Source organism: Janthinobacterium sp. C22, assembly GCF_057919405.1.
This window is the reverse complement of sequence record NZ_CP193659.1, coordinates 5,713,430-5,732,322: the sequence shown is the minus strand read 5'-3', so window position 1 is coordinate 5,732,322 and position 18,893 is coordinate 5,713,430. Positions and strand designations below refer to the sequence as shown.

Annotated in this window: 15 protein-coding genes and 1 pseudogene; 13 read left to right on the top strand and 3 right to left on the bottom strand. The window is 63.4% G+C overall.

The window, feature by feature from the left end; genetic code table 11:
• Positions 1-165: 165 nt before the first annotated feature.
• Positions 166-1,185 carry a LacI family DNA-binding transcriptional regulator gene (locus ACRHIG_RS26845; RefSeq protein ID WP_475415669.1) on the bottom strand — a complete coding sequence of 340 codons (1,020 nt, stop codon included), beginning with the start codon at positions 1,183-1,185 and terminating at the stop codon, positions 166-168.
• 490 nt (positions 1,186-1,675) lie between these two features.
• On the opposite strand from ACRHIG_RS26845, the gene ACRHIG_RS26840 reads away from it, so the two are divergent.
• The 6 genes from ACRHIG_RS26840 (at position 1,676) to ACRHIG_RS26815 (ending at position 9,715) form a co-directional block, all read left to right on the top strand.
• A complete protein-coding gene (locus ACRHIG_RS26840; protein WP_489628484.1) occupies positions 1,676-2,902 on the top strand; it encodes an extracellular solute-binding protein in 1,227 nt (408 codons plus the stop codon).
• A 7-nt stretch (positions 2,903-2,909) separates the two neighbouring features.
• Positions 2,910-3,902, top strand: coding sequence for a carbohydrate ABC transporter permease (locus ACRHIG_RS26835; RefSeq protein WP_489628483.1), 993 nt, complete (start codon positions 2,910-2,912; stop codon positions 3,900-3,902).
• Positions 3,899-4,717, top strand: a complete 819-nt coding sequence (locus tag ACRHIG_RS26830) for a carbohydrate ABC transporter permease (RefSeq protein WP_034751746.1) — start codon at positions 3,899-3,901, stop codon at positions 4,715-4,717. The genes ACRHIG_RS26835 and ACRHIG_RS26830 overlap by 4 nt, the downstream gene beginning before the upstream one ends.
• A 32-nt stretch (positions 4,718-4,749) precedes the next feature.
• A complete protein-coding gene (locus ACRHIG_RS26825; protein ID WP_489628482.1) occupies positions 4,750-5,907 on the top strand; it encodes a GH1 family beta-glucosidase in 1,158 nt (385 codons plus the stop codon).
• Positions 5,895-7,178 carry an ABC transporter ATP-binding protein gene (locus ACRHIG_RS26820; RefSeq protein ID WP_489628481.1) on the top strand — a complete coding sequence of 428 codons (1,284 nt, stop codon included), beginning with the start codon at positions 5,895-5,897 and terminating at the stop codon, positions 7,176-7,178. The genes ACRHIG_RS26825 and ACRHIG_RS26820 overlap by 13 nt, the downstream gene beginning before the upstream one ends.
• A gap of 86 nt (positions 7,179-7,264) precedes the next feature.
• Complete coding sequence (locus tag ACRHIG_RS26815) at positions 7,265-9,715, top strand: TonB-dependent receptor (protein WP_475415663.1); 2,451 nt, start codon at positions 7,265-7,267, stop codon at positions 9,713-9,715.
• 95 nt (positions 9,716-9,810) lie between these two features.
• Here the strand turns inward: ACRHIG_RS26815 and xseA are convergent, their stop codons facing one another.
• On the bottom strand, positions 9,811-11,172 hold the full coding sequence (gene xseA, locus ACRHIG_RS26810; protein WP_489628480.1) for an exodeoxyribonuclease VII large subunit: 1,362 nt from the start codon (positions 11,170-11,172) through the stop codon (positions 9,811-9,813).
• 316 nt (positions 11,173-11,488) lie between these two features.
• Entirely contained in the window at positions 11,489-11,620 is a 132-nt protein-coding gene (locus ACRHIG_RS26805) for a hypothetical protein (protein WP_489628479.1), read from the bottom strand.
• An 868-nt stretch (positions 11,621-12,488) separates the two neighbouring features.
• Between ACRHIG_RS26805 and ACRHIG_RS26800 the strand changes: the two genes are divergently transcribed.
• From ACRHIG_RS26800 to ACRHIG_RS26770, 7 genes and pseudogenes are all read left to right on the top strand, one after another.
• The gene (locus tag ACRHIG_RS26800) at positions 12,489-13,094 is read left to right on the top strand and encodes a MotA/TolQ/ExbB proton channel family protein (RefSeq protein ID WP_070224614.1); all 606 of its coding nucleotides are present in this window, start codon (positions 12,489-12,491) and stop codon (positions 13,092-13,094) included.
• Positions 13,091-13,532 (top strand): annotated as a pseudogene (locus ACRHIG_RS26795) (ExbD/TolR family protein). The gene ACRHIG_RS26800 and the pseudogene ACRHIG_RS26795 overlap by 4 nt, the downstream one beginning before the upstream one ends.
• A 115-nt stretch (positions 13,533-13,647) precedes the next feature.
• Entirely contained in the window at positions 13,648-14,703 is a 1,056-nt protein-coding gene (lpxK, locus tag ACRHIG_RS26790; protein WP_489628478.1) for a tetraacyldisaccharide 4'-kinase, read from the top strand.
• Positions 14,684-14,860, top strand: a complete 177-nt coding sequence (locus ACRHIG_RS26785; RefSeq protein ID WP_010395789.1) for a Trm112 family protein — start codon at positions 14,684-14,686, stop codon at positions 14,858-14,860. Before lpxK ends, ACRHIG_RS26785 begins: the two co-directional genes overlap by 20 nt.
• Positions 14,861-14,862: 2 nt before the next feature.
• On the top strand, positions 14,863-15,621 hold the full coding sequence (gene kdsB, locus ACRHIG_RS26780; RefSeq protein WP_489628477.1) for a 3-deoxy-manno-octulosonate cytidylyltransferase: 759 nt from the start codon (positions 14,863-14,865) through the stop codon (positions 15,619-15,621).
• Positions 15,622-15,896: 275 nt separating this feature from the next.
• Entirely contained in the window at positions 15,897-16,553 is a 657-nt protein-coding gene (adk, locus tag ACRHIG_RS26775; protein ID WP_034782090.1) for an adenylate kinase, read from the top strand.
• A 178-nt stretch (positions 16,554-16,731) separates the two neighbouring features.
• Entirely contained in the window at positions 16,732-18,855 is a 2,124-nt protein-coding gene (locus ACRHIG_RS26770) for a sodium-translocating pyrophosphatase (protein ID WP_489628476.1), read from the top strand.
• The last annotated feature ends 38 nt before the right edge of the window (positions 18,856-18,893 follow it).

Below are 18,893 nucleotides of genomic sequence, written 5' to 3'. Positions count from 1 at the left end.
GGAGGGTTGAGCCAAGCTTGCTTGAAGCAGGCATTCTTGCTGAACGAGCCACTATTGTAAAGCGGATGCGCCATTGCTGCAGATTCCGGCATGCGTTGCGGATGCGGGTGGCGTAGTGATTCTCGTTCAGCCTGAATTGGGCGGAAAAGTTCCCCGCCGTAAGCCTTAGCGGATCCGCCGCGTGGTCTCGCGTACGATCAGTTCCAGCGGCGGAATGGCCGCCTGCACGGCTTCGCCATTGATCAGTCCCAGCAGCGCTTCCGTGGCGATGCGGCCGATGTCGTACAGGGGCTGGTGGATGGTCGTCAGCGGCGGCGTCGTGTAGGACGAGCCGGGCAAGTCATCGAAACCGACGAGCGAGATATCGTCGGGCACGCGGATGCCCTTGCGGTACAAACACAGGCGTACGCCATAGGCGGACAGGTCGTTGGCGGCGAAGACGGCGCTGAACTGCTGCTGCGTATCAAACAAGTGGTTCATGGCCAGCATCCCGCTGGCCTCGTGGAAATCGCCTTCCGCCATCAGTTTCGGGTCGATGGCGATATCCGCTTCGCGCAGCGCGCGCTGGTAGCCCGTCAGGCGCTCGGCTGCATCCGTGTTGTTGGCTGGCCCGGCCACGAAGGCGATGCGGCGGTGGCCCAGTTCGATCAAGTGGCGCACGGCCAGGTAGGCGCCGTATTCGTTGTCGAGCTTGAAGCCGATGGCGCTCCTGGTCGCCAGCAGGCGGCCCGTCGAGACGATGGGCCGCTGCTGCGAGAAATCGAGCACGCTCTCGTCCGAGATGCGCCCCGACAGCAGGATGATGCCGTCGACCTTTCGCGCCAGCAGCAAACGGATGCGGTCCGCCTCTTCCTGCGCATTCCAGTGCCCGCTGACGATGACGGACGCATAGCCCGTGTCCTTCAAGCCATCGTCCACGCCGCGCAGGCTTTCGTCGAAGAAGGGGCTGGAAATATCCTGCACCACGATGCCGATGGTCATCGAGCGGCCCTTTTTCAAGCCCTGCGCCATCTGGTTCGGCGCGAATTTCATGTGCGCGATGGCCGCCAGCACGGCGTCGCGCTTGTCGTCGGAGACCCTGGCCGTGCCGTTCAGGATGCGCGACACGGTGCTGGGCGACACGCCGGCCTGGCGGGCCACGTCGAGCAGGGTGGAGGGAGAGGCGGCGTGGTCGCTATCGTTCAAGGCGGTTCCTGGGTATCAAGATGGCTGGTCGTCAGTGCTCTGAAAACCTTTTCATCGAAAGATTACCATAAATGGCCGATAACGACCGCAGGTCGGGGTAGGTCGGGTTAGCCCGCAGGGCGTAACCCGACACATCACGGCCAGCAATGCGCCGGAACATGCCTCTGCCGCCAACAATATTGTCGGATTACGCGCTCACCCGCTAATCCGACCCACGCTTGAAAACGTTTTCACAAAAAACAACGGCGGTTCAAATGACGAATTTTTGCGCTTTTTCATAGGAGAACACGCGCCACGGCGTGCAGCTTGCCACACCACCGTCGATAAAAATGACAACTTTTTCGGTTGACTTGGTTTTCTTTGCGGTGTTAAATGGACACATGTTGTGAAAACGTTTTCAAGATAGAAGACGCTCAATAATCGGAGATGAAATAATGAAGTCAAGCATCCTTGGCGCTGCCCCCTGGCCGCGCTGACCCTCGCCTGTGGCGTGGCCGCCGCAGCCGCCCCGCCTGCCGCACAGCCGCCGGCGCTGGCCCCCGCCACGATCACCGTCGCCTCGTTTCCCGACCTGGACCGCGCCGTCAAGACGGCCTTGCCCCTGTGGGAAAAGCTGTACCCGCAAGTGAAGGTCAAGCTGGTCAGCCTGCAGATCGACGATCACCATAACTCGATGACGACGGCGCTGGCGGCCGGCGCGCGCCTGCCCGACGTGATGGCCATCGACTTCCGCTATGTGGGCAGCTTCGCCGAATCGAAGGGCATGGAAGACCTCTTGCTGCCGCCCTACGGCGCAGGGCAGTACCGCGCTCAGTTCGTGCCGTTCACCTTCGTGCAGGCCACCAGTTCGCGCGGCACCCTGGGCGCCATGCCGGCCGACCTGGGACCGGGCACCCTGTTCTACCGCAAGGACCTGATGGACAAGGCGGGCATCAAGGAGGCCGACCTGACGCAATCGTGGGAATCGTACATCGCCGCCGGCAAGAAGCTCAAGGCCGCCACCGGCACCTATCTGCTGGCCGGTGCCAGCGACCTGGCCGACATTTATATACGCGCCAATCTGAAGGATGGCGAAGGCATCTACTTTGGCGACAAGGGCCAGGTGCTGGTCGACTCGCCCCGTTTCATCAAGGCCTTCGAACTGGCCAAGGCGGCGCGGGTAGCCGGCATCGATGCGCGCACCGTGGCCTGGACGGGCGAGTGGGCCGAAGGCTTCAAACGCGACAAGGTGGCCAGCCAGATGATGGGTTCCTGGCTCAGCGGCCACCTGGCCAAATGGCTGGCGCCCGATTCCAAGGGCCAGTGGCGCGCGGCCAACCTGCCGGCCGGCGCGTTGGCGTCCTACGGCGGCTCCTTCTACGGCATCCCGAAAAAGGCGGCCTACAAGGCGCAAGCGTGGGAATTCATCAAGTTCATGACCGTCAACAAGGATATCCAGCTGCACTCCCTGAAAGAGATCGGCGCCTTCCCGTCCCTCAAGGCGGCATATGCCGACCCGATGATGGACGAGCCGCAGCCGTATTTCGGCGGCCAGAAGACGCGCCTGCTAGCGCGCGACACGGCGGCGAAGATTCCCGTCATCCGCGTCGACAAGTTCGACGCCGTGGCGCGCGACATCGTCAACATGGAACTGGAAAGCGTGCTGGCGCAAAACAAGGATATCAAGACGGCGCTGGCCGACGCCAAGGCCCTGATCACCCACCGCGCGCGGCGCTAGGAACAGCATGAACACGACCATGCCTTGTGCCGATGGCGCCGCCGTCCCGGCGCGGCCCGCCAAAAAACGCTTCAACATGAAAAAATGGGCGCCGTACATTTTCATCAGCCCCTTCTTCATCCTGTTCGCCGTCTTCAGCCTGTTCCCGCTGCTGTTTTCCATCTACCTGTCGTTCAACCAGTGGGAGGCGGCCAGCGGAGTGGAAGCCATGCAGTGGGTGGGACTGGACAACTACAAATACGCGCTGAGCGACCCGTGGTTCTTGCGCTCGCTGGGCAATACGTTGTGGCTGGCGCTGGCCTCGGGCGTGCCGCAGCATCTGGTGGCCATCCCGCTGGCGGCGTTCATCCACAACAGCTTCAAGCGCTCGCGCAACCTGGTGATCGGCATTTACTTTTTACCGTTCATCACCTCCAGCGTGGCCATCGCCATGGTCTTCAACACCCTGTTTTCGCGCGACTATGGCCAGATCAATGTGCTGCTCCAGTGGTGCGCCAGCCTGCCGCTGGTGGGCGGGCTGTTTCCGGCGGAATCCATCGACTGGCTGGGCAGCTCGCTGTTCATCAAGCCGGCCGTCGCCTTCGTGATTTTCTGGCGCTACCTGGGCTGGAACCTGGTGCTGTACCTGTCCGCGCTGCAGGTGATACCGAAGGATTTATATGAAGCGGCCACCATCGACGGCGCCTCGACACGCCAGCAGTTCTGGTACATCACCCTGCCGCAGCTGCGCCCCATGATCTACCTGGCCGTCACGCTCACCATCATGGGCAATCTGCAGCTGTTCGAGGAACCGTTCGTGCTGGTGGCCGAATCGAGCGGCGTGAGCCAGTCGGTGATGACGACGGCCATCTTCGTCTACAAGACGGCGTTTTCCTCGGGCGACTTCGGCACGGCGTCGGCCATTTCCTGGCTGCTGTTTTTGATCATCGCCAGCACCACCTGGGTGAATAACCGCATCTTCAGCCGCAATGAACGTCAAGAACGCAAGGAGGCACGATGAAAACCACGCGCTGGACGGCCTATGCCATGGTGGCCATCGGCGCCCTGATCATGGTCGCGCCGTTCTACTTCATGTTCGTCTTCGCCACGCACACGAGCGCCGAGATCTACAGCCTGCCGCCGCCGCGCTGGTTCGGCACGGCCCTGCTGAACAATCTGGAACTGCTGCAGGAGCGCCTGCCGTTCTGGCGCAATATCGGCATCAGCCTGTACGTGGCCCTGATGACGACCGCGCTGACCCTGTTCTTTTGCTCGCTGGGCGGTTATGCGTTTGCCATGTACGAATTCCGCTTCAAGCGGCCCTTGTTTACCCTGGTGATGGCGTCGATGATCATTCCGTCGTTCATGAACATGATCCCGACCTTCATGCTGATGGATTTCCTCGGATGGCTGGACCAGCCGCGCGCCCTGTACGTGCCGGGCGCGGCCGGCGCGCTGGGCATTTTCCTGATGCGCCAGTACATCGGCACGGCGATTCCGAAGGACCTGATCGAGGCGGCGCGCATCGACGGCTGCGGCGAATTCGCCATCTACTGGCGCGTCGTGCTGCCGCTGATCGGCCCCGCCATGGGCACCCTGGGCCTGATCACCTTCATCAACTCGTGGAACAATTTCATCACGCCGCTGGTCGTCATGCGCTCCGTCGAGAACTACACGATCCCGCTGGCCCTGCGCAGCATGCAGGCGCCGAACAACACGGAGTGGGGCGCGCTGATGACGGGCGCCGCCATCGCCGTGCTGCCGCTGCTGCTGATGTTTTTTGTCGCCTCGAAGCGCCTGATCGAAGGCTTGACGCAGGGCGCCGTCAAAGGCTGATCCACACATTTATCTCAACCCCTCACACTGACATGACGACCATGCACAACGACGACATCGACACCAACTTCCCCGCCACCTTCACCTGGGGCGTGGCCACCAGCGCCTACCAGATCGAGGGCGCCGCCGCCATCGACGGCCGCGGCCCGTCCATCTGGGATACCTTCAGCCACACGAACGGCAAGATCATCGACGGCAGCAATGGCGACGTGGCTTGCGACCATTACCACCGCTATGCCGAGGACGTGGAGCTGATCGCCAGCCTGGGCGTAAACGCCTACCGCTTTTCCATGTCCTGGTCGCGCGTCCAGCCGACGGGTTCCGGCGCGTGGAACGAGGCGGGCTTCGATTTCTATGCGCGCCTGCTCGACGCCCTGGCCGCGAAGGGCCTCGATGCCCATCTGACCCTGTACCACTGGGACTTGCCGCAAGCCTTGCAGGACGAGGGCGGCTGGCTCAACCGCGCCACCTGCTACCACTTCGCGGCCTACGCGGCCGAGGTGGCGCGCCGCTTCGGCCACAAGGTCGCCAGCATCGCCACGCACAATGAACCGTGGTGCACGGCCGTGCTGGGCCACGGCACGGGCCAGTTCGCGCCCGGCATGGCCGACCCGGCCGCCGCCGTGCAAGTGTCGCACCACCTGCTGCTGTCGCACGGCCTGGCGATGCAGGCGATGCGCGCCGTGAATCCGCCCGCGAAGCTGGGCATCGTGCTCAATCAATGGACGGCCACGCCGGCCACCGACAGCGCCCAGGACCGCGAGCTGGCCGAACTCGAATATGCGCGCTCGGTGCAGTGGTATATGGATGCCATCTTCAAGGGCCGCTACCCGGCCCTGGCCCTGAAACACGTCGATGCTTCTGCTTTGGCTATCTTTGAAAACGATTTCATCGATATCAAGCAGCCCATCGATTTCCTCGGCGTGAACTACTACACGCGCGCTTACATGAGCACCGAGACGCCGCCGCGCAAGCCCGAATGCAAGCTCGGTGTCAACGACATGGGCTGGGAAACCTATCCGCAAGGCTTGACGGAGCTGCTCGTGGGCCTGCACCGCGAATACCAGCTGCCGCCCGTCTACATCACGGAAAACGGCATGGCCGTGGCCGACAAGCCCGTCGGCGGCAAGATCCATGACGCACCGCGCATCGAGTACGTGCGGCTGCACCGGACGCCTTGCGCGCCGTGATCGCGCAGGGCATCGACGTGCGCGGCTATTTCTACTGGAGCCTGATGGACAACTTCGAGTGGAACTCGGGCTACGCCAAGCGCTTCGGCATGCTGTACGTCGATTACGCCACGCAGCAGCGCAGCTTCAAGGACAGCGCCCTGTGGTACCGCGATTTTATTATCGCCCAGCGCGCCGCCCATGCGCCGGCCCTGGCGGGGAGCACTGACATGGCCGCCATTTCCCTGCGCGGCATCCGCAAGACCTACGGCGACGGCCCGGAAATCGTCAAGGGCCTCGATCTCGATATCCACGACGGCGAATTCATGGTCTTCGTCGGGCCGTCCGGCTGCGGCAAGTCGACCCTGCTGCGCGTGATCGCGGGACTGGAAGACATCAGTGCGGGCCAGCTGCGCATCGGCGACCTGCTGGCCAACGACGTGGCGCCGGCCGAGCGGGGCATCGCCATGGTCTTTCAGAGCTACGCCCTGTACCCGCACATGACGGCGCGCGACAACATGGGCTTTGCCCTCAAATTGGCGGGCAAGGGGCAGGCCGAAGTGCGCGCGGCCGTCGGCAAGGTGGCCGAGATCTTGCAGATCACGCACCTGCTTGACCGCAAACCCAAGGCCTTGTCCGGCGGCGAGCGCCAGCGCGTGGCCATCGGCCGCTCCATCGTGCGCCAGCCCAAGGTGTTCCTGTTCGACGAGCCGCTGTCCAACCTCGACGCCTCGCTGCGCGTGCAGACGCGCATCGAGCTGGCCAAGCTGCACCAGGAACTGGGCACGACGATGATCTACGTGACGCACGACCAGGTCGAGGCCATGACCCTAGGTGACAGGGTCGCCGTCTTCCACGGCGGGCACCTGGAGCAGGTGGGCGCGCCTTTGGAGCTGTACCGCCACCCGGCCAGCCAGTTCGTCGCCGGCTTCATCGGCGCGCTGCGCATGAACTTCTTGCCGTGCGCCGCCGTCCCGGCCCTGGCCAGCCAGCTTGGCGGCGCGGCGGGCATGCTGGTCGGCATACGCCCGGAACACCTGCGCCTGGTGCCGCGCAACGAGGGCTATGCCGCCACGGTGACCCTGATCGAGCAGCTGGGCGATGCACAGATCATCCACGCGACGCTCGAGGGAAGTTCGCATGCGGTGGCCATCAAGCTGCACGGCGAGGCGCGCCACGCGCTGGCGCAGGGCAGCGCCATCGGCTTCGCGCCGGAAGAAGGCCATGCCTTTCTGTTCGACACGGCCGGGCGCGCCGTGGCCACCCATAGACCCCGCACGGAGGCGACATGACTTCAGATTGATACCCAAAAAATGTGCAGCAGTAGCCAAAGAGCTATGTGATCATCATTCAACCAGCGGTACAGGAGACAACAACAATGCAACAGCTCAAACGCAATACCATCGCCCTCAGCCTGGCGCATGCGACCTTCGCCCAGTTCATCTTGCTGGGCAGCGGCGCCGCCATGGCCCAGGAGGCTGCAGCCACGGATGCGGCAAAACCGGCAGCCGAACAGATGGACCGCATCGTCGTCACGGCCACGCGCCGCAATACCTTCGTGCAGGAGACGCCGCTGGCCGTCACCGCCTTCAACCAGGACACCCTGCAAAACAATCAAGTGAAAGACCTGGCGTCGCTGGCCACCATGGTGCCCAGCCTCGTCGTCGAGCAGCATGGCGACTCGGGCGGCGTGCACGTCTACATGCGCGGCGTCGGTTCGGCCAACCACACGGAGCTGGGCGACCCGGCCGTCGCCTTCTATGTCGACGGCGTGTATTCGCCGCGTCCCCAGGGCGCCACGGCGCTGATGTATGACTTGAGCCACGTCGAGGTGGCGCGCGGACCGCAGGGCACCCTGAACGGCCGCAATTCGACGGCCGGCGCCGTCAACCTCGTCTCGGCCGCGCCAAACACATCGAAGTTCATGGGCTCGGCCGGCATCACCGTGGGCGACTACCGCCACCTGCAGACGCAGGGCATGCTCAATATCCCGTTCTCCGACGACGTGGCGCTGCGCATCGCCGCCATCAAGGATAGCCACGACGGCACGGTGGACTTCCGCCGCGGCTCGAACGTCATGCCGGGCACGGCCAAGTATGGCGCCGGCGACCAGATGGGCGTGCGCGCCTCGCTGCTGTGGAAGTTCACGCCGCAGCTGCGCGGCACTTTTATCGCCGACTACTTCCTCGACCAGGGCGCCGGCAACGTCTATCTGGCGGCCGAACCGAAAGGGGGCGAGAAGCTGCGCTCGGCCCTGATCGACACGCCGGGCACGCTGGACCAGTCGATTTTGACCTACAAGGGCAAGCTCAATTACAAGCCGACGGATGCGCTGGACTTCACGTACCTGGGCAGCTGGAGCCGCTACAAGCGCCAGAACAGCAACGACGCCGATGCGGGCCTGTTCCCCGGCTTCAAGTCGGAAAACCGCACCGACTGGGCGCAGTTCGACAGCTATTCGCACGAGCTGCAGGCGCGCTCCGACGACGATGCGCCATTCCAGTGGGTGGCCGGCCTGTTCCTGTTCAATGAAAAGAACAAGGTGCGCTTCGACATCGACCGCAGCCAGATTTCGCAGGCCGCCGTGCAGCAGGATATCGCCAACGGCGCCGTGATCTTCGTGCAGCCCACCGTGGGCCAGTATGCGTCGTCCATGTCCTTCATCCAGGGCGACCGCCAGCTCAAATCGAAGGCCGTCTTCGGCCAGGTCAGCCAGCAGCTGACGGACCAGATCAAGCTGACGGCCGGCGCACGCTACACGAAGGACCATAAATTCGACATCGGCGGCCAGAACTGGGCGTGCCCGAACTGGCCCGCGAACACGCCGCTGGGCACCACCGTGCTGACTGCCGACCAGCTGCGCCAGCTGGTCACGCCGGGCACGGGCCTGGCCAACACGCACAATATCGGCCCCGGCGGCGCCATCACGGCGGCCGCCTGCGGCAATACGCCGGGCGACAATACGGCCGACCTGAAATACGGCCAGGCCACGTGGCTGGGCCGCATCGAGTACAAGCTGCGTCCGGACATTTTGCTGTTCGGTTCCGTGACGACGGGCTTCCATTCGCCGGCCATCGGTGACGGCGGCGCCACCACCAAGCCGGAAAAGCTGACCAGCTATGAAATCGGCTTCAAGTCGGACTTGCTGAACCGCGAACTGACCCTGAACCTCGATGCCTTCCTGATGAAGTACAAGGACAAGCTCGAATCGCAGGTGGTCAACAGCGTGCTGGCCAACTTCAACGCGGCCGGCGCCACCGTCAAGGGCCTGGAAGCGGAATGGGTGTGGCGGCCGACGAAGGTCGACCGCCTGACGGGCAACGCCACCTGGCTCAAAGCCGTGTATGACGATTTTCTTTCGTGCGACGTCGATGCGGCGCGCGCGAATGGCCAGTCCTGCGGCTCGACGGCGCCCTTGGTGAACGTGGGCGGCAGCACCATGAAGCATGCGCCGAAGTTTTCCACCACCGTCCAGTACGAGCACGATTTCGCCGTCGCCGGCGGCCAGCTCACGCCGCGCGCCTCGGTGCATTATGAAACCATGTCCTACGTGGGGGCGGGCGCGTTCAACGGCGACGTGCCGGGCCATGCGGGCGTCAAGCGTCAGGAAGCCTACACGACCCTGGACCTGAGCCTGCGCTTCCAGCCCGCGAACAAGGCGTACACGGTGGAAGCGTTCGTGCAGAACGCCACCGACAAGGCGGTCAAGCTGGACGTCAATGAAATCTGCACGGACGTGGGCATGCCATGCCAGCCGACGCAGCAGATCTACGGCGCCTTCTACAACGCGCCGCGCACGTTTGGCGCGCGCGTGTCGATGAAGTTTTAAATGCGGTAGTGTGAAAGGGCAGTTGCAGCAGCAGTCCACTCAGTAGGGGAAGGTGTTGGGCCGGGGAGCTTCCCCGGCCTTTTTTATGCCGGCGCCTATTCCAGAGTTGCCTGCACGCTGGCGATGCCGATCTGCGCGCTGCCGTCGGCCAGGCGCACGTTGACGTTCTGGCGCGCCTGCAGCTGCGCCGGCGAGCGCACGATGTTTCCCTTTTCGTCGCGCAGGATGGCGTAGCCGCGCTCCAGGGTGCGCTGCGGATTCAACAGCTCCAGCTGCGCCGCCAGGCCGTCGAGGCGGTGGCGCCGCTGGCTGAGCAGCTGCGCCATGGAAGCGCCGCCGCGCCGCTGCATCTCCACCAGGCGCGCGCGCGGCGCCGCGACGTCGGGCCGCAAGGCGGCCCAGCGGCTGCGCAGGCGTTCCAGTGCGTACTGCGACTGGTTCACGGGCGCGCGCGCCGCGTGCGTCATGGCCGTGGACAGGGCCAGCAGCTGCAGGCGCTGCTGCCGCAGCTGCGCCTTCGGGTTGAGCAGGCGGCGGCTGTGGCGGTCCAGGGTCTGCGCCGCGTCGTCGAGGCTGCGGCGCATGGCGCGGCGCAGGTCGGCCGCATCGGCGCGCAAGGATGCCATCCAGTCGGCGCGCGGCGTGGCCGCCAGTTCGGCCGCCGCCGTCGGCGTGGCCGCGCGCAGGTCGGCCGCGAAGTCGGCGATGGTGAAATCCGTCTCGTGGCCCACGCCGCTGATCACGGGCATGGAGCAATCGGCGATCGCGTATGCCACGGCTTCGTCGTTGAACGACCATAAATCCTCAATGCTGCCGCCGCCACGGCACACCAGCAGCACGTCGCACTCGGCCCTTGTCGATGCCGTGCGGATCGCTTGCGCGATCTTTTCCGGCGCCTGCTGGCCCTGCACGGGCGTGGGATACAGGATGATGGACACGTGCGGCGCGCGGCGCTGCAAGGCGATCAGCACGTCGCGCAGGGCCGCCGCCTGCGGGCTGGTGACGATGCCGATGCTGCGCGCGAACATGGGGATGGCGCGCTTGCGCTCCTGGTCGAACAGGCCCTGCGCGGCCAGCTTTTCCTTCAGGCGCTGGAACGCTTCGTACAGGGCGCCCACGCCGGCGCGGCGGATGGCTTCCACGTTGATCTGGTAATCGCCGCGCGCGCCGTACAGGGTGATGAGGGCGCGCACTTCGACCTTGTCGCCTTCGCGCGGCGTGAAGCCCGCGTACTGGGCGCGGCCGCGGAACATCACGGCGCGCACCTGGGCGCCGTCATCCTTCAAGGTGAAATACCAGTGGCCGGAGGCGGCGCGCGTGAAGTTGGAAATCTCGCCGGCGATCCAGGTCAGGGGAAACGAGCGCTCGAGCAGGCGCGCGACGGCCTGGTTCAGGGCGCTGACGGTCAGCACGGGCGGGGCGGCAAAGCCGCTGTCAGTCGGGGTGTCGGTCATCATAAAGCTGGGGGCGGGAAGGGAACTGTCCACATATTATCGGCGAGGTCATGCTTATGTCATATATCGTGCAAAACAACAAGATCTATTTCTAAGTAATTGATTTCATGATGAATTCCCGTATGCCTGATTTGCGTGCACAGGGAAAAAATCCTTTAATATCAAGCACATCAGTGCCGCCCCTTCCACTTACGCACAAAGTTATCCACAGAAAGTGTGCGGAACTTTTTGCCTTGGACAAACGTTAGCGGACCGGCTCCTTTCTTCCCATAAAAGTGCCTTGCTACATTTTTGCGCAAGGAAATAAAGTGCATAGGAATCAAGCGCTTAGTATGCCATGCATGGCCTTGCGCACAATCTTATCCACAAAAAATGTGCAGAACTCCCGCGCGGTGCCGGATTTATCCACCGGAATGCCCACGGCATGGCTTGCCTGAATTTTGCGCAGCATGAAAATAGCCATATAGATCAAGGGTCTAGCGTTCGACCGTGCGCCTTGCTCACAATCTTATCCACAGAATATGTGCAAAACCGCATAAACCGTTTCGTCTTTTCCTGGTGTTTTCCACGGCGCGAGCAGGCGCTTGCGCTGCCTTATTTTTCAGCATCGAAAAAAACTCCTTTAAAATCAATGCTCTTGCGTGGAGTCAATCGGCTTGCTCACAATCTTATCCACACTTTATGTGTGGAACTGCCTTCTCGGTGGAAAACTGTCTTTTTGCCGTGAAATGTGATGCTGAAAAGCGTGCTTTTCCGCCCTTGCTACATTTTTATGCAAGGCAATAAAAACGATATAAATCAATGTACTTAGCGCCTATCTTTGAGCTTGCGCACAATCTTGTCCACAGATTGTGTGCAGAACTTTGACGCTCCATCTGCCGCCGATTACGCGCTGCCTGCCACTTTTTTGCGCATCGACTTAATTTTCTTTAAAATCAATGACTTAATTGAATTTCACGGCTTTGCGCACAATCTTGTCCACAGTAAATGTGCAGAACTCTGCAAGTATTAATTTATTGACATTGACTACTGTCGATAAGCTGCTATGCCTGTATTTTGCGCAGCGCGATAATTCCCATGCAAATCAAGGGCTTGCATGCTGGACTTCATGCTTGCTCACAATCTTATCCACACAAAATGTGCAAAACTGTGCGCCGGCAGCGTGCTGGGGACAAGTGCCATGCAGGCGCCACTTGCCGCCGGCGCGGCAACGCGCTACATTGCGCCATTCCCGCGCGGACGTACAATCGGTCTTCGGCGCTCGGTACAATACAGGCTGTCCAGGCGGTCCATCGCCTTCCCTTTATCAGGAGTTTCTTTTGCTCGCTATATTTCAAGCCGCTGGCTGGCCCATCTGGCTGTTGTTGATCGCTTCCATCGTCGCCCTGGCCCTGATCATCGAGCGCCTGCTGTATTTGCGACGCGCCAAGATACTGCCACGCAAGCTGTTCGATGAAGTGGTGCAGGTATATCGCAGCGGCAAGATCACGCCGGACACGGTGGCCAAGCTGGAAGACAATTCGCCGCTGGGCGTGGTGCTGGCCGCCGCCCTGCGCAACGTCGACGCGCCGCGCGAGGTGATGAAGGAATCGATCGAAGAGGCGGGCAGCGGCGTGGCCCACACGCTGGAACGTTTCCTGACGACCCTGGGCACCATCGCCACCCTGGCCCCGCTGATGGGCCTGTTCGGCACGGTGGTGGGCATGATCGAAATCTTCGGCTCGCAAAACGCCAGCGGCTCGAATCCCGCCCAGCTGGCGCACGGTATCTCGGTGGCCCTGTACAACACGGGCTTCGGCCTGGCCATCGCCATGCCGACCCTGGTCTTCTACCGCCATTTCCGCGCCCTCGTCGACAGCTTCGTCATTGACATGGAGCAGCAAGCAGTCAAGTTCGTCGACATCGTCCACAGTGGCCGCAAATGAACTTCCGCAAAGGCAAGGGGCGTGAAGACCCCGAAATCAACCTGATCCCGTTCATCGACGTGCTGCTGGTGATCCTGATCTTCCTCATGGTCAGCACCACCTACAGCAAGTCTGGAGCTGCAGATCACCTTGCCGACGGCCGATGCCGAGCAAGCCAAGGACAAGCCGCAACAGATCGACGTCACCGTCGATGCCAAGGGCAATTACACGGTCAACCGCGAACCCATATCGTTCCGCGACGTGGCCGGCCTGGCCGACGCCCTGCAGGACGCGGCGAAAGCGGCCAACGGCGGCAAGGCGCCCGCGCAGACGCCCGTGGTGGTGGTCAACGCCGACCAGTTCGCCATGCACCAGATGGTCATCCACGTGATGGAAGCGGCGCGCCTGGCCGGCTATGAAAAGCTGACGTTCGCGGCGCAGGCGGGCGGCAGCAAGTAGGTCGGCGCTTAGCCGGAACGGCGTAAGCCGACACAAGCCGCAGCCGAGCATGTCGGATTACGCTGCGCCTGGCGGCGCGGCTAATCCGACCTACACCATTTTTACGTCTTCCTTCATGCCCACATCCTCCCCCGCCAAGCTTGAAACCACATTCACCCGCGCCTGGTTGTCGCGCGGCCCGCTGGCGTGCGCGCTGTGGCCCGTTTCCCTGCTGTTCGGCGCCCTGAGCGCCATCCGGCGCGGCCTGTATCGCGCCAACATCATCAAATCCGCGCGCCTGCCCGTGCCCGTCGTCGTCGTCGGCAATATCTTTATCGGCGGCACGGGCAAGACGCCGCTGACGATCTGGCTGGTGCAAGCCTTGCGCGAGGCGGGCATGCGCCCGGGCGTCATTTCGCGCGGCCATGGCAGCGCCGACCGGCTGCCGCGCGCCGTCACCGCCGCGTCCACGCCGCAGCAGGTGGGCGATGAGCCGCTGCTGATCTTCCAGCGCGGCGGCTGCCCCGTGATGGTGGGGCGCGACCGCGCGCAGGCGGGCAGGGCGCTGCTGGCCGCGCATCCGGACGTCGACGTGCTGGTGACGGACGACGGCTTGCAGCATTACGCCTTGCGGCGCGACGTGGAAATCGTGCTGTTCGACGGCCGCGGCGCGGGCAACGGCTGGCTGCTGCCGGCCGGCCCGCTGCGCGAACCGCCGCGCCGCCGGCGCGACGTGACGGTGATCAACGCGCCCGCGCTGGCGCCGGCGCTGGTGGACCAGGTCGCGCCCAAGGGCGGCCTGGTGGTGCAGATGCGGCTCGATGGCGATGTGGCCGAACGCTTGACAGACCGCAACGAGCGCGTGCCGCTAACAAACCTGGCGGCCGGCGGCCAGCGCATCGTGGCGGCGGCCGGTATCGGCAACCCCCGGCGTTTCTTTGCCATGCTGCGCGGAGCCGGATTGGACTTTGCGGAACTGCCCTTGCCCGACCATCACGACTTTCTCGACCAGCCATTCGCCGCCCTCGACACGGATGTGATCTTGATCACCGAGAAGGATGCAGTAAAATGTGCGCAAATTGAATATCTCAAAGATGACCCGAGACTGTGGGTCGTCCCCGTCAGTGCGCGCATCGATAGCGCGCTGGCCCAACAAATTGTGGAGAAATGTCGTGGACGCTCGACTGCTTGATATCCTGGTCTGCCCTGTTTGCAAGGGTCCGCTTGAACACGATAAGAAGGCGCAGGAACTGATTTGCCGCGCCGACCGCCTCGCCTATCCTATCCGCGATGGCATCCCCATCATGTGGGCGGACGAAGCGCGCACCCTGCAAGACGCAGTGGAATAACGATGGCGTTCATCGTCATCATCCCGGCCCGCCTGGCTTCGACGCGCCTGCCGAACAAGCCGCTGGCGGACCTGGGCGGCAAGCCCATGGTGGTGCGCGTGGCCGAGCAGGCAGCCCTGTCCGGCGCCGCGCGCGTCATCGTCGCCACCGACCATGCATCCATCCGCGACGCCTGCGCCGCGCATGGCGTGGAAGTGTGCATGACGCGCAGCGACCATCCGTCGGGCACGGACCGCATCGCCGAAGTGGCGCGCACGCTCGATCTGCCGCCGGACGCCGTCGTCGTCAACCTGCAGGGCGACGAACCGCTGATCGACCCGGCCCTGCTGGCCGCCTGCGCGGCGCAGATCAGCGCCGCCGTCCCCATGGCCACGTGCGCCCATCCGCTGCACGAGGTGCTTGAGGCCTTCAATCCGAACGTCGTCAAGGTGGTGCTGGACAAGGCAAACCGCGCCTTGTATTTTTCGCGCGCCACCATCCCCTGGCACCGCGACGGCTTCGCCCAGTCCCGCGAGAACCTGCCGCAAGGCTACGTGCCGCTGCGCCATATCGGCCTGTATGCGTACAGCAATGCATTTTTGCAAACGTACCCCACGCTCTCCGCTTCGCCGCTGGAAGCGATCGAGGCGCTGGAGCAGCTGCGCGTGCTGTGGCATGGCTATGCCATCGCCGTGCATGTCACGGACTCGGCCCCGGCCGCCGGCGTGGACACGCCGGAAGATCTTGCCAGAGTACAGGCGCACTACCAGCACGCCACCTGAGAAAACACCCATGGCTGCCTTGCCCTGGACGTGTTTCAGGTGCCGTGCGTGCGCGAGAAAAATTTTATGCGGGGCCTGCCACAAAAAACCACATTTTGAAACACCTGCTTCGCTAATTGTTGGCTTTGATCAATCAGGGCATAGCAATTCGACAGCAAACTGGCGCTTCGGGGATTTTTTGTGGTAAGTTTCGTAGGGAAAGATAGCCATAGCAACATCATCTAAAAATAATTACACATACCACCATCCAAAATCTGTTTTTTAGGAACTTTTCAATGCGTCTGATACTTTTAGGAGCACCCGGTGCCGGCAAGGGCACCCAAGCTAACTTCATCAAAGAAAAATACAATATTCCACAAATCTCCACGGGCGACATGCTGCGCGCGGCGATCAAGGAAGGCACCGAACTGGGCCTGGCAGCGAAAAAGGTCATGGATGCGGGCGGCCTCGTGTCGGACGACATCATGATCGGCCTGGTCAAGAACCGCCTGCAGGAAGCCGATTGCGCCAATGGCTACCTGTTCGACGGCTTCCCGCGCACCATCGCGCAAGCGGACGCCATGAAGGATGCCGGCATCAATGTCGACTACGTGCTGGAAATCGACGTGCCTGACGCGTCCATCATCGAGCGCATGGACGGCCGCCGCAGCCACCCGGGTTCGGGCCGCGTCTACCACGTCAAATTCAATCCGCCCAAGGTCGACGGCATCGACGACATCACGGGCGAGCCGCTGATCCAGCGCGACGACGACAAGGCGGAAACGGTCAAGAAGCGCCTGGACGTGTACCACAACCAGACCAAGGTCTTGCTCGGCTACTACAACGACTGGGCCAAGTCCGGCCTGCCGGGCGCGCCGAAATACCGCCGCATCGCCGGCGTCGGTCCGGTCGAGCAAATCCGCGACAGCGCATTTGCCGCCCTGGCGGAATAAGCAGTGTTTGAAAAGCGGACCTGAGTGTCCGCTTTTTTGTGCCCGCGCTTCAGGCGGGCGCCGTATCGTTTTCGTGGTTCAGTTTTTTTGCAGGTCGTGTTTTCCTGGCTGCGCGTGCCTACCCGGTGCGGTCTGCAGCTGTCGGCAATGACGTCGGATAAAAACAGAAGGGGACGATATGGCAGCCAGTTTGTGGTTTGCGGTAGCCTGCGGCGTGGTCGCAGTCATCTATGGTTTGGTGTCGCGTAGCTGGATCCTGCGCCAGGATCCCGGCAACGCGCGCATGCAGGAAATCGCGCTGGCCATCCAGCAGGGCGCGGCCGCCTATCTGGCGCGCCAGTACCGCACCATCGCCATCGTCGGCGTGGTGCTGCTGATCGCCATCTATGTGCTGCTTGGCCTGCACACGGCGCTGGGCTTCCTGATCGGCGCCGTGCTGTCGGGCGCCTGCGGCTTCATCGGCATGAATGTCTCGGTGCGGGCCAATGTGCGCACGGCGCAGGCGGCCACCCTGGGCATCAACCAGGCTTTGAGCGTGGCCTTCAAGGGCGGCGCGATCACGGGCATGCTGGTCGTCGGTCTGGGCTTGCTGGGCGTGACCCTGTTCTACTGGCTGCTGGTGAAGACGGGCGCGCCCGGCCTGACCCAGCATGACCTGATCAAGCCTCTGATCGGCCTGGCCTTCGGCGCCTCGCTCATTTCCATCTTCGCGCGGCTGGGCGGCGGCATCTTCACCAAGGGCGCCGACGTGGGCGCGGACCTGGTGGGCAAGGTCGAGGCGGGCATTCCCGAGGACGATCCGCGCAACCCGGCCGTCATCGCCGACAACGTGGGCGACAACGTGGGCGACTGCGCCGGCATGGCGGCCGACCTGTTCGAAACCTATGTCGTGACCCTGATCGCCACCATGCTGCTGGGCGCGCTGCTGATGGCCGAAGCCAGCAGCACGGCCATCCTCTATCCGCTGCTGCTGGGCGCCGTTTCCATCCTCGCCTCCATCGTCGGCTGCTCGATGGTCAAAACGGCGCCCGGCAAGAAGATCATGTCGGCCCTGTACACGGGCCTGTGGTGGGCGGCCGGCCTGTCGCTGGTGGGCTTTGCCGTGGTCACGTGGCTGCTGTGGCCCGACGACGCCATGCGCTACAAGATGCTGGGCGCCACCGTCGTCGGCATCGTGCTTACGGGGCTGATGGTGTACATCACCGAGTACTACACGGGCACGGACTTCAAGCCCGTGCGCCATATCGCCGAAGCGTCGACGACGGGCCACGGCACGAATATCATCGCCGGCCTGGGCGTGTCGATGAAGTCCACCGCGTATCCGGTGCTGGCCGTCTGCATCGCCATCCTCGTGTCGTACCAGCTGGCGGGCCTGTACGGCATCGCCATTGCGGCCACCTCGATGCTGTCGATGGCGGGCATCATCGTCGCGCTCGACGCGTACGGCCCCATCACCGATAACGCGGGCGGCATCGCGGAAATGTCGGGCTTGCCCGACTCCGTGCGCGCCATCACCGATCCTCTGGATGCCGTCGGCAACACCACCAAGGCCGTCACCAAGGGCTACGCCATCGGCTCGGCCGGCCTGGCCGCGCTGGTGCTGTTCGCCGACTACACGCACGCGCTCGAATCCGTGGGCCAGCACATCACGTTCGATTTGTCGAACCCGATGGTCATCGTCGGCCTGTTCATCGGCGGCCTGATTCCGTATCTGTTCGGCGCCATGGCGATGGAAGCCGTGGGCCGCGCGGCGGGCGCCGTGGTGGTCGAGGTGCGCCGGCAGTTCCGCGACATCAAGGGCATCATGGAAGGCACGGCGCGACCCGAATACGACAAGGCCGTCGACATGCTGACGGCATCGGCCATCCGCGAAATGATCGTGCCCTCGCTGCTGCCCGTGGTGGTGCCCATCGTCGTGGGCATGCTGCTGGGGCCGGCGGCGCTGGGCGGCCTCTTGATGGGAACGATTGTGACGGGTCTGTTCGTGGCCATTTCCATGACCACGGGCGGCGGCGCCTGGGACAATGCCAAGAAATACATCGAGGATGGCCATTTCGGCGGCAAGGGTTCCGACGCGCACAAGGCGGCCGTCACGGGCGACACGGTGGGCGACCCGTACAAGGACACGGCGGGTCCTGCGGTGAACCCCTTGATCAAGATCATCAATATCGTGGCCCTGCTGCTGGTGCCGCTGCTGCCGGCCACGGGCTGGCTGGCCGTCAAGGCGCCGGCACCCATCCACGCGCCCGCGCCGCCCATTCTGGCGCCGGCCACGCCGGCGCAGGTCTTGCCGGCGCAATAAAACCCGTGCCATCTCAAACAGCCCCGTGTCACGGGGCT

Excerpts from the sequence above, each read along its gene's own strand:
- xseA (WP_489628480.1), bottom strand. The coding sequence starts at position 11,172 with ATGATGACCGACACCCCGACTGACAGCGGCTTTGCCGCCCCGCCCGTG.
- ACRHIG_RS26805 (WP_489628479.1), bottom strand. The coding sequence starts at position 11,620 with ATGCTGCGCAAAATTCAGGCAAGCCATGCCGTGGGCATTCCGGTGGAT.
- ACRHIG_RS26830 (WP_034751746.1), top strand. The coding sequence starts at position 3,899 with ATGAAAACCACGCGCTGGACGGCCTATGCCATGGTGGCCATCGGCGCC.
- ACRHIG_RS26815 (WP_475415663.1), top strand. The coding sequence starts at position 7,265 with ATGCAACAGCTCAAACGCAATACCATCGCCCTCAGCCTGGCGCATGCG.
- ACRHIG_RS26835 (WP_489628483.1), top strand. The coding sequence starts at position 2,910 with ATGAACACGACCATGCCTTGTGCCGATGGCGCCGCCGTCCCGGCGCGG.
- ACRHIG_RS26770 (WP_489628476.1), top strand. The coding sequence starts at position 16,732 with ATGGCAGCCAGTTTGTGGTTTGCGGTAGCCTGCGGCGTGGTCGCAGTC.
- lpxK (WP_489628478.1), top strand. The coding sequence starts at position 13,648 with ATGCCCACATCCTCCCCCGCCAAGCTTGAAACCACATTCACCCGCGCC.
- adk (WP_034782090.1), top strand. The coding sequence starts at position 15,897 with ATGCGTCTGATACTTTTAGGAGCACCCGGTGCCGGCAAGGGCACCCAA.
- ACRHIG_RS26825 (WP_489628482.1), top strand. The coding sequence starts at position 4,750 with ATGACGACCATGCACAACGACGACATCGACACCAACTTCCCCGCCACC.
- kdsB (WP_489628477.1), top strand. The coding sequence starts at position 14,863 with ATGGCGTTCATCGTCATCATCCCGGCCCGCCTGGCTTCGACGCGCCTG.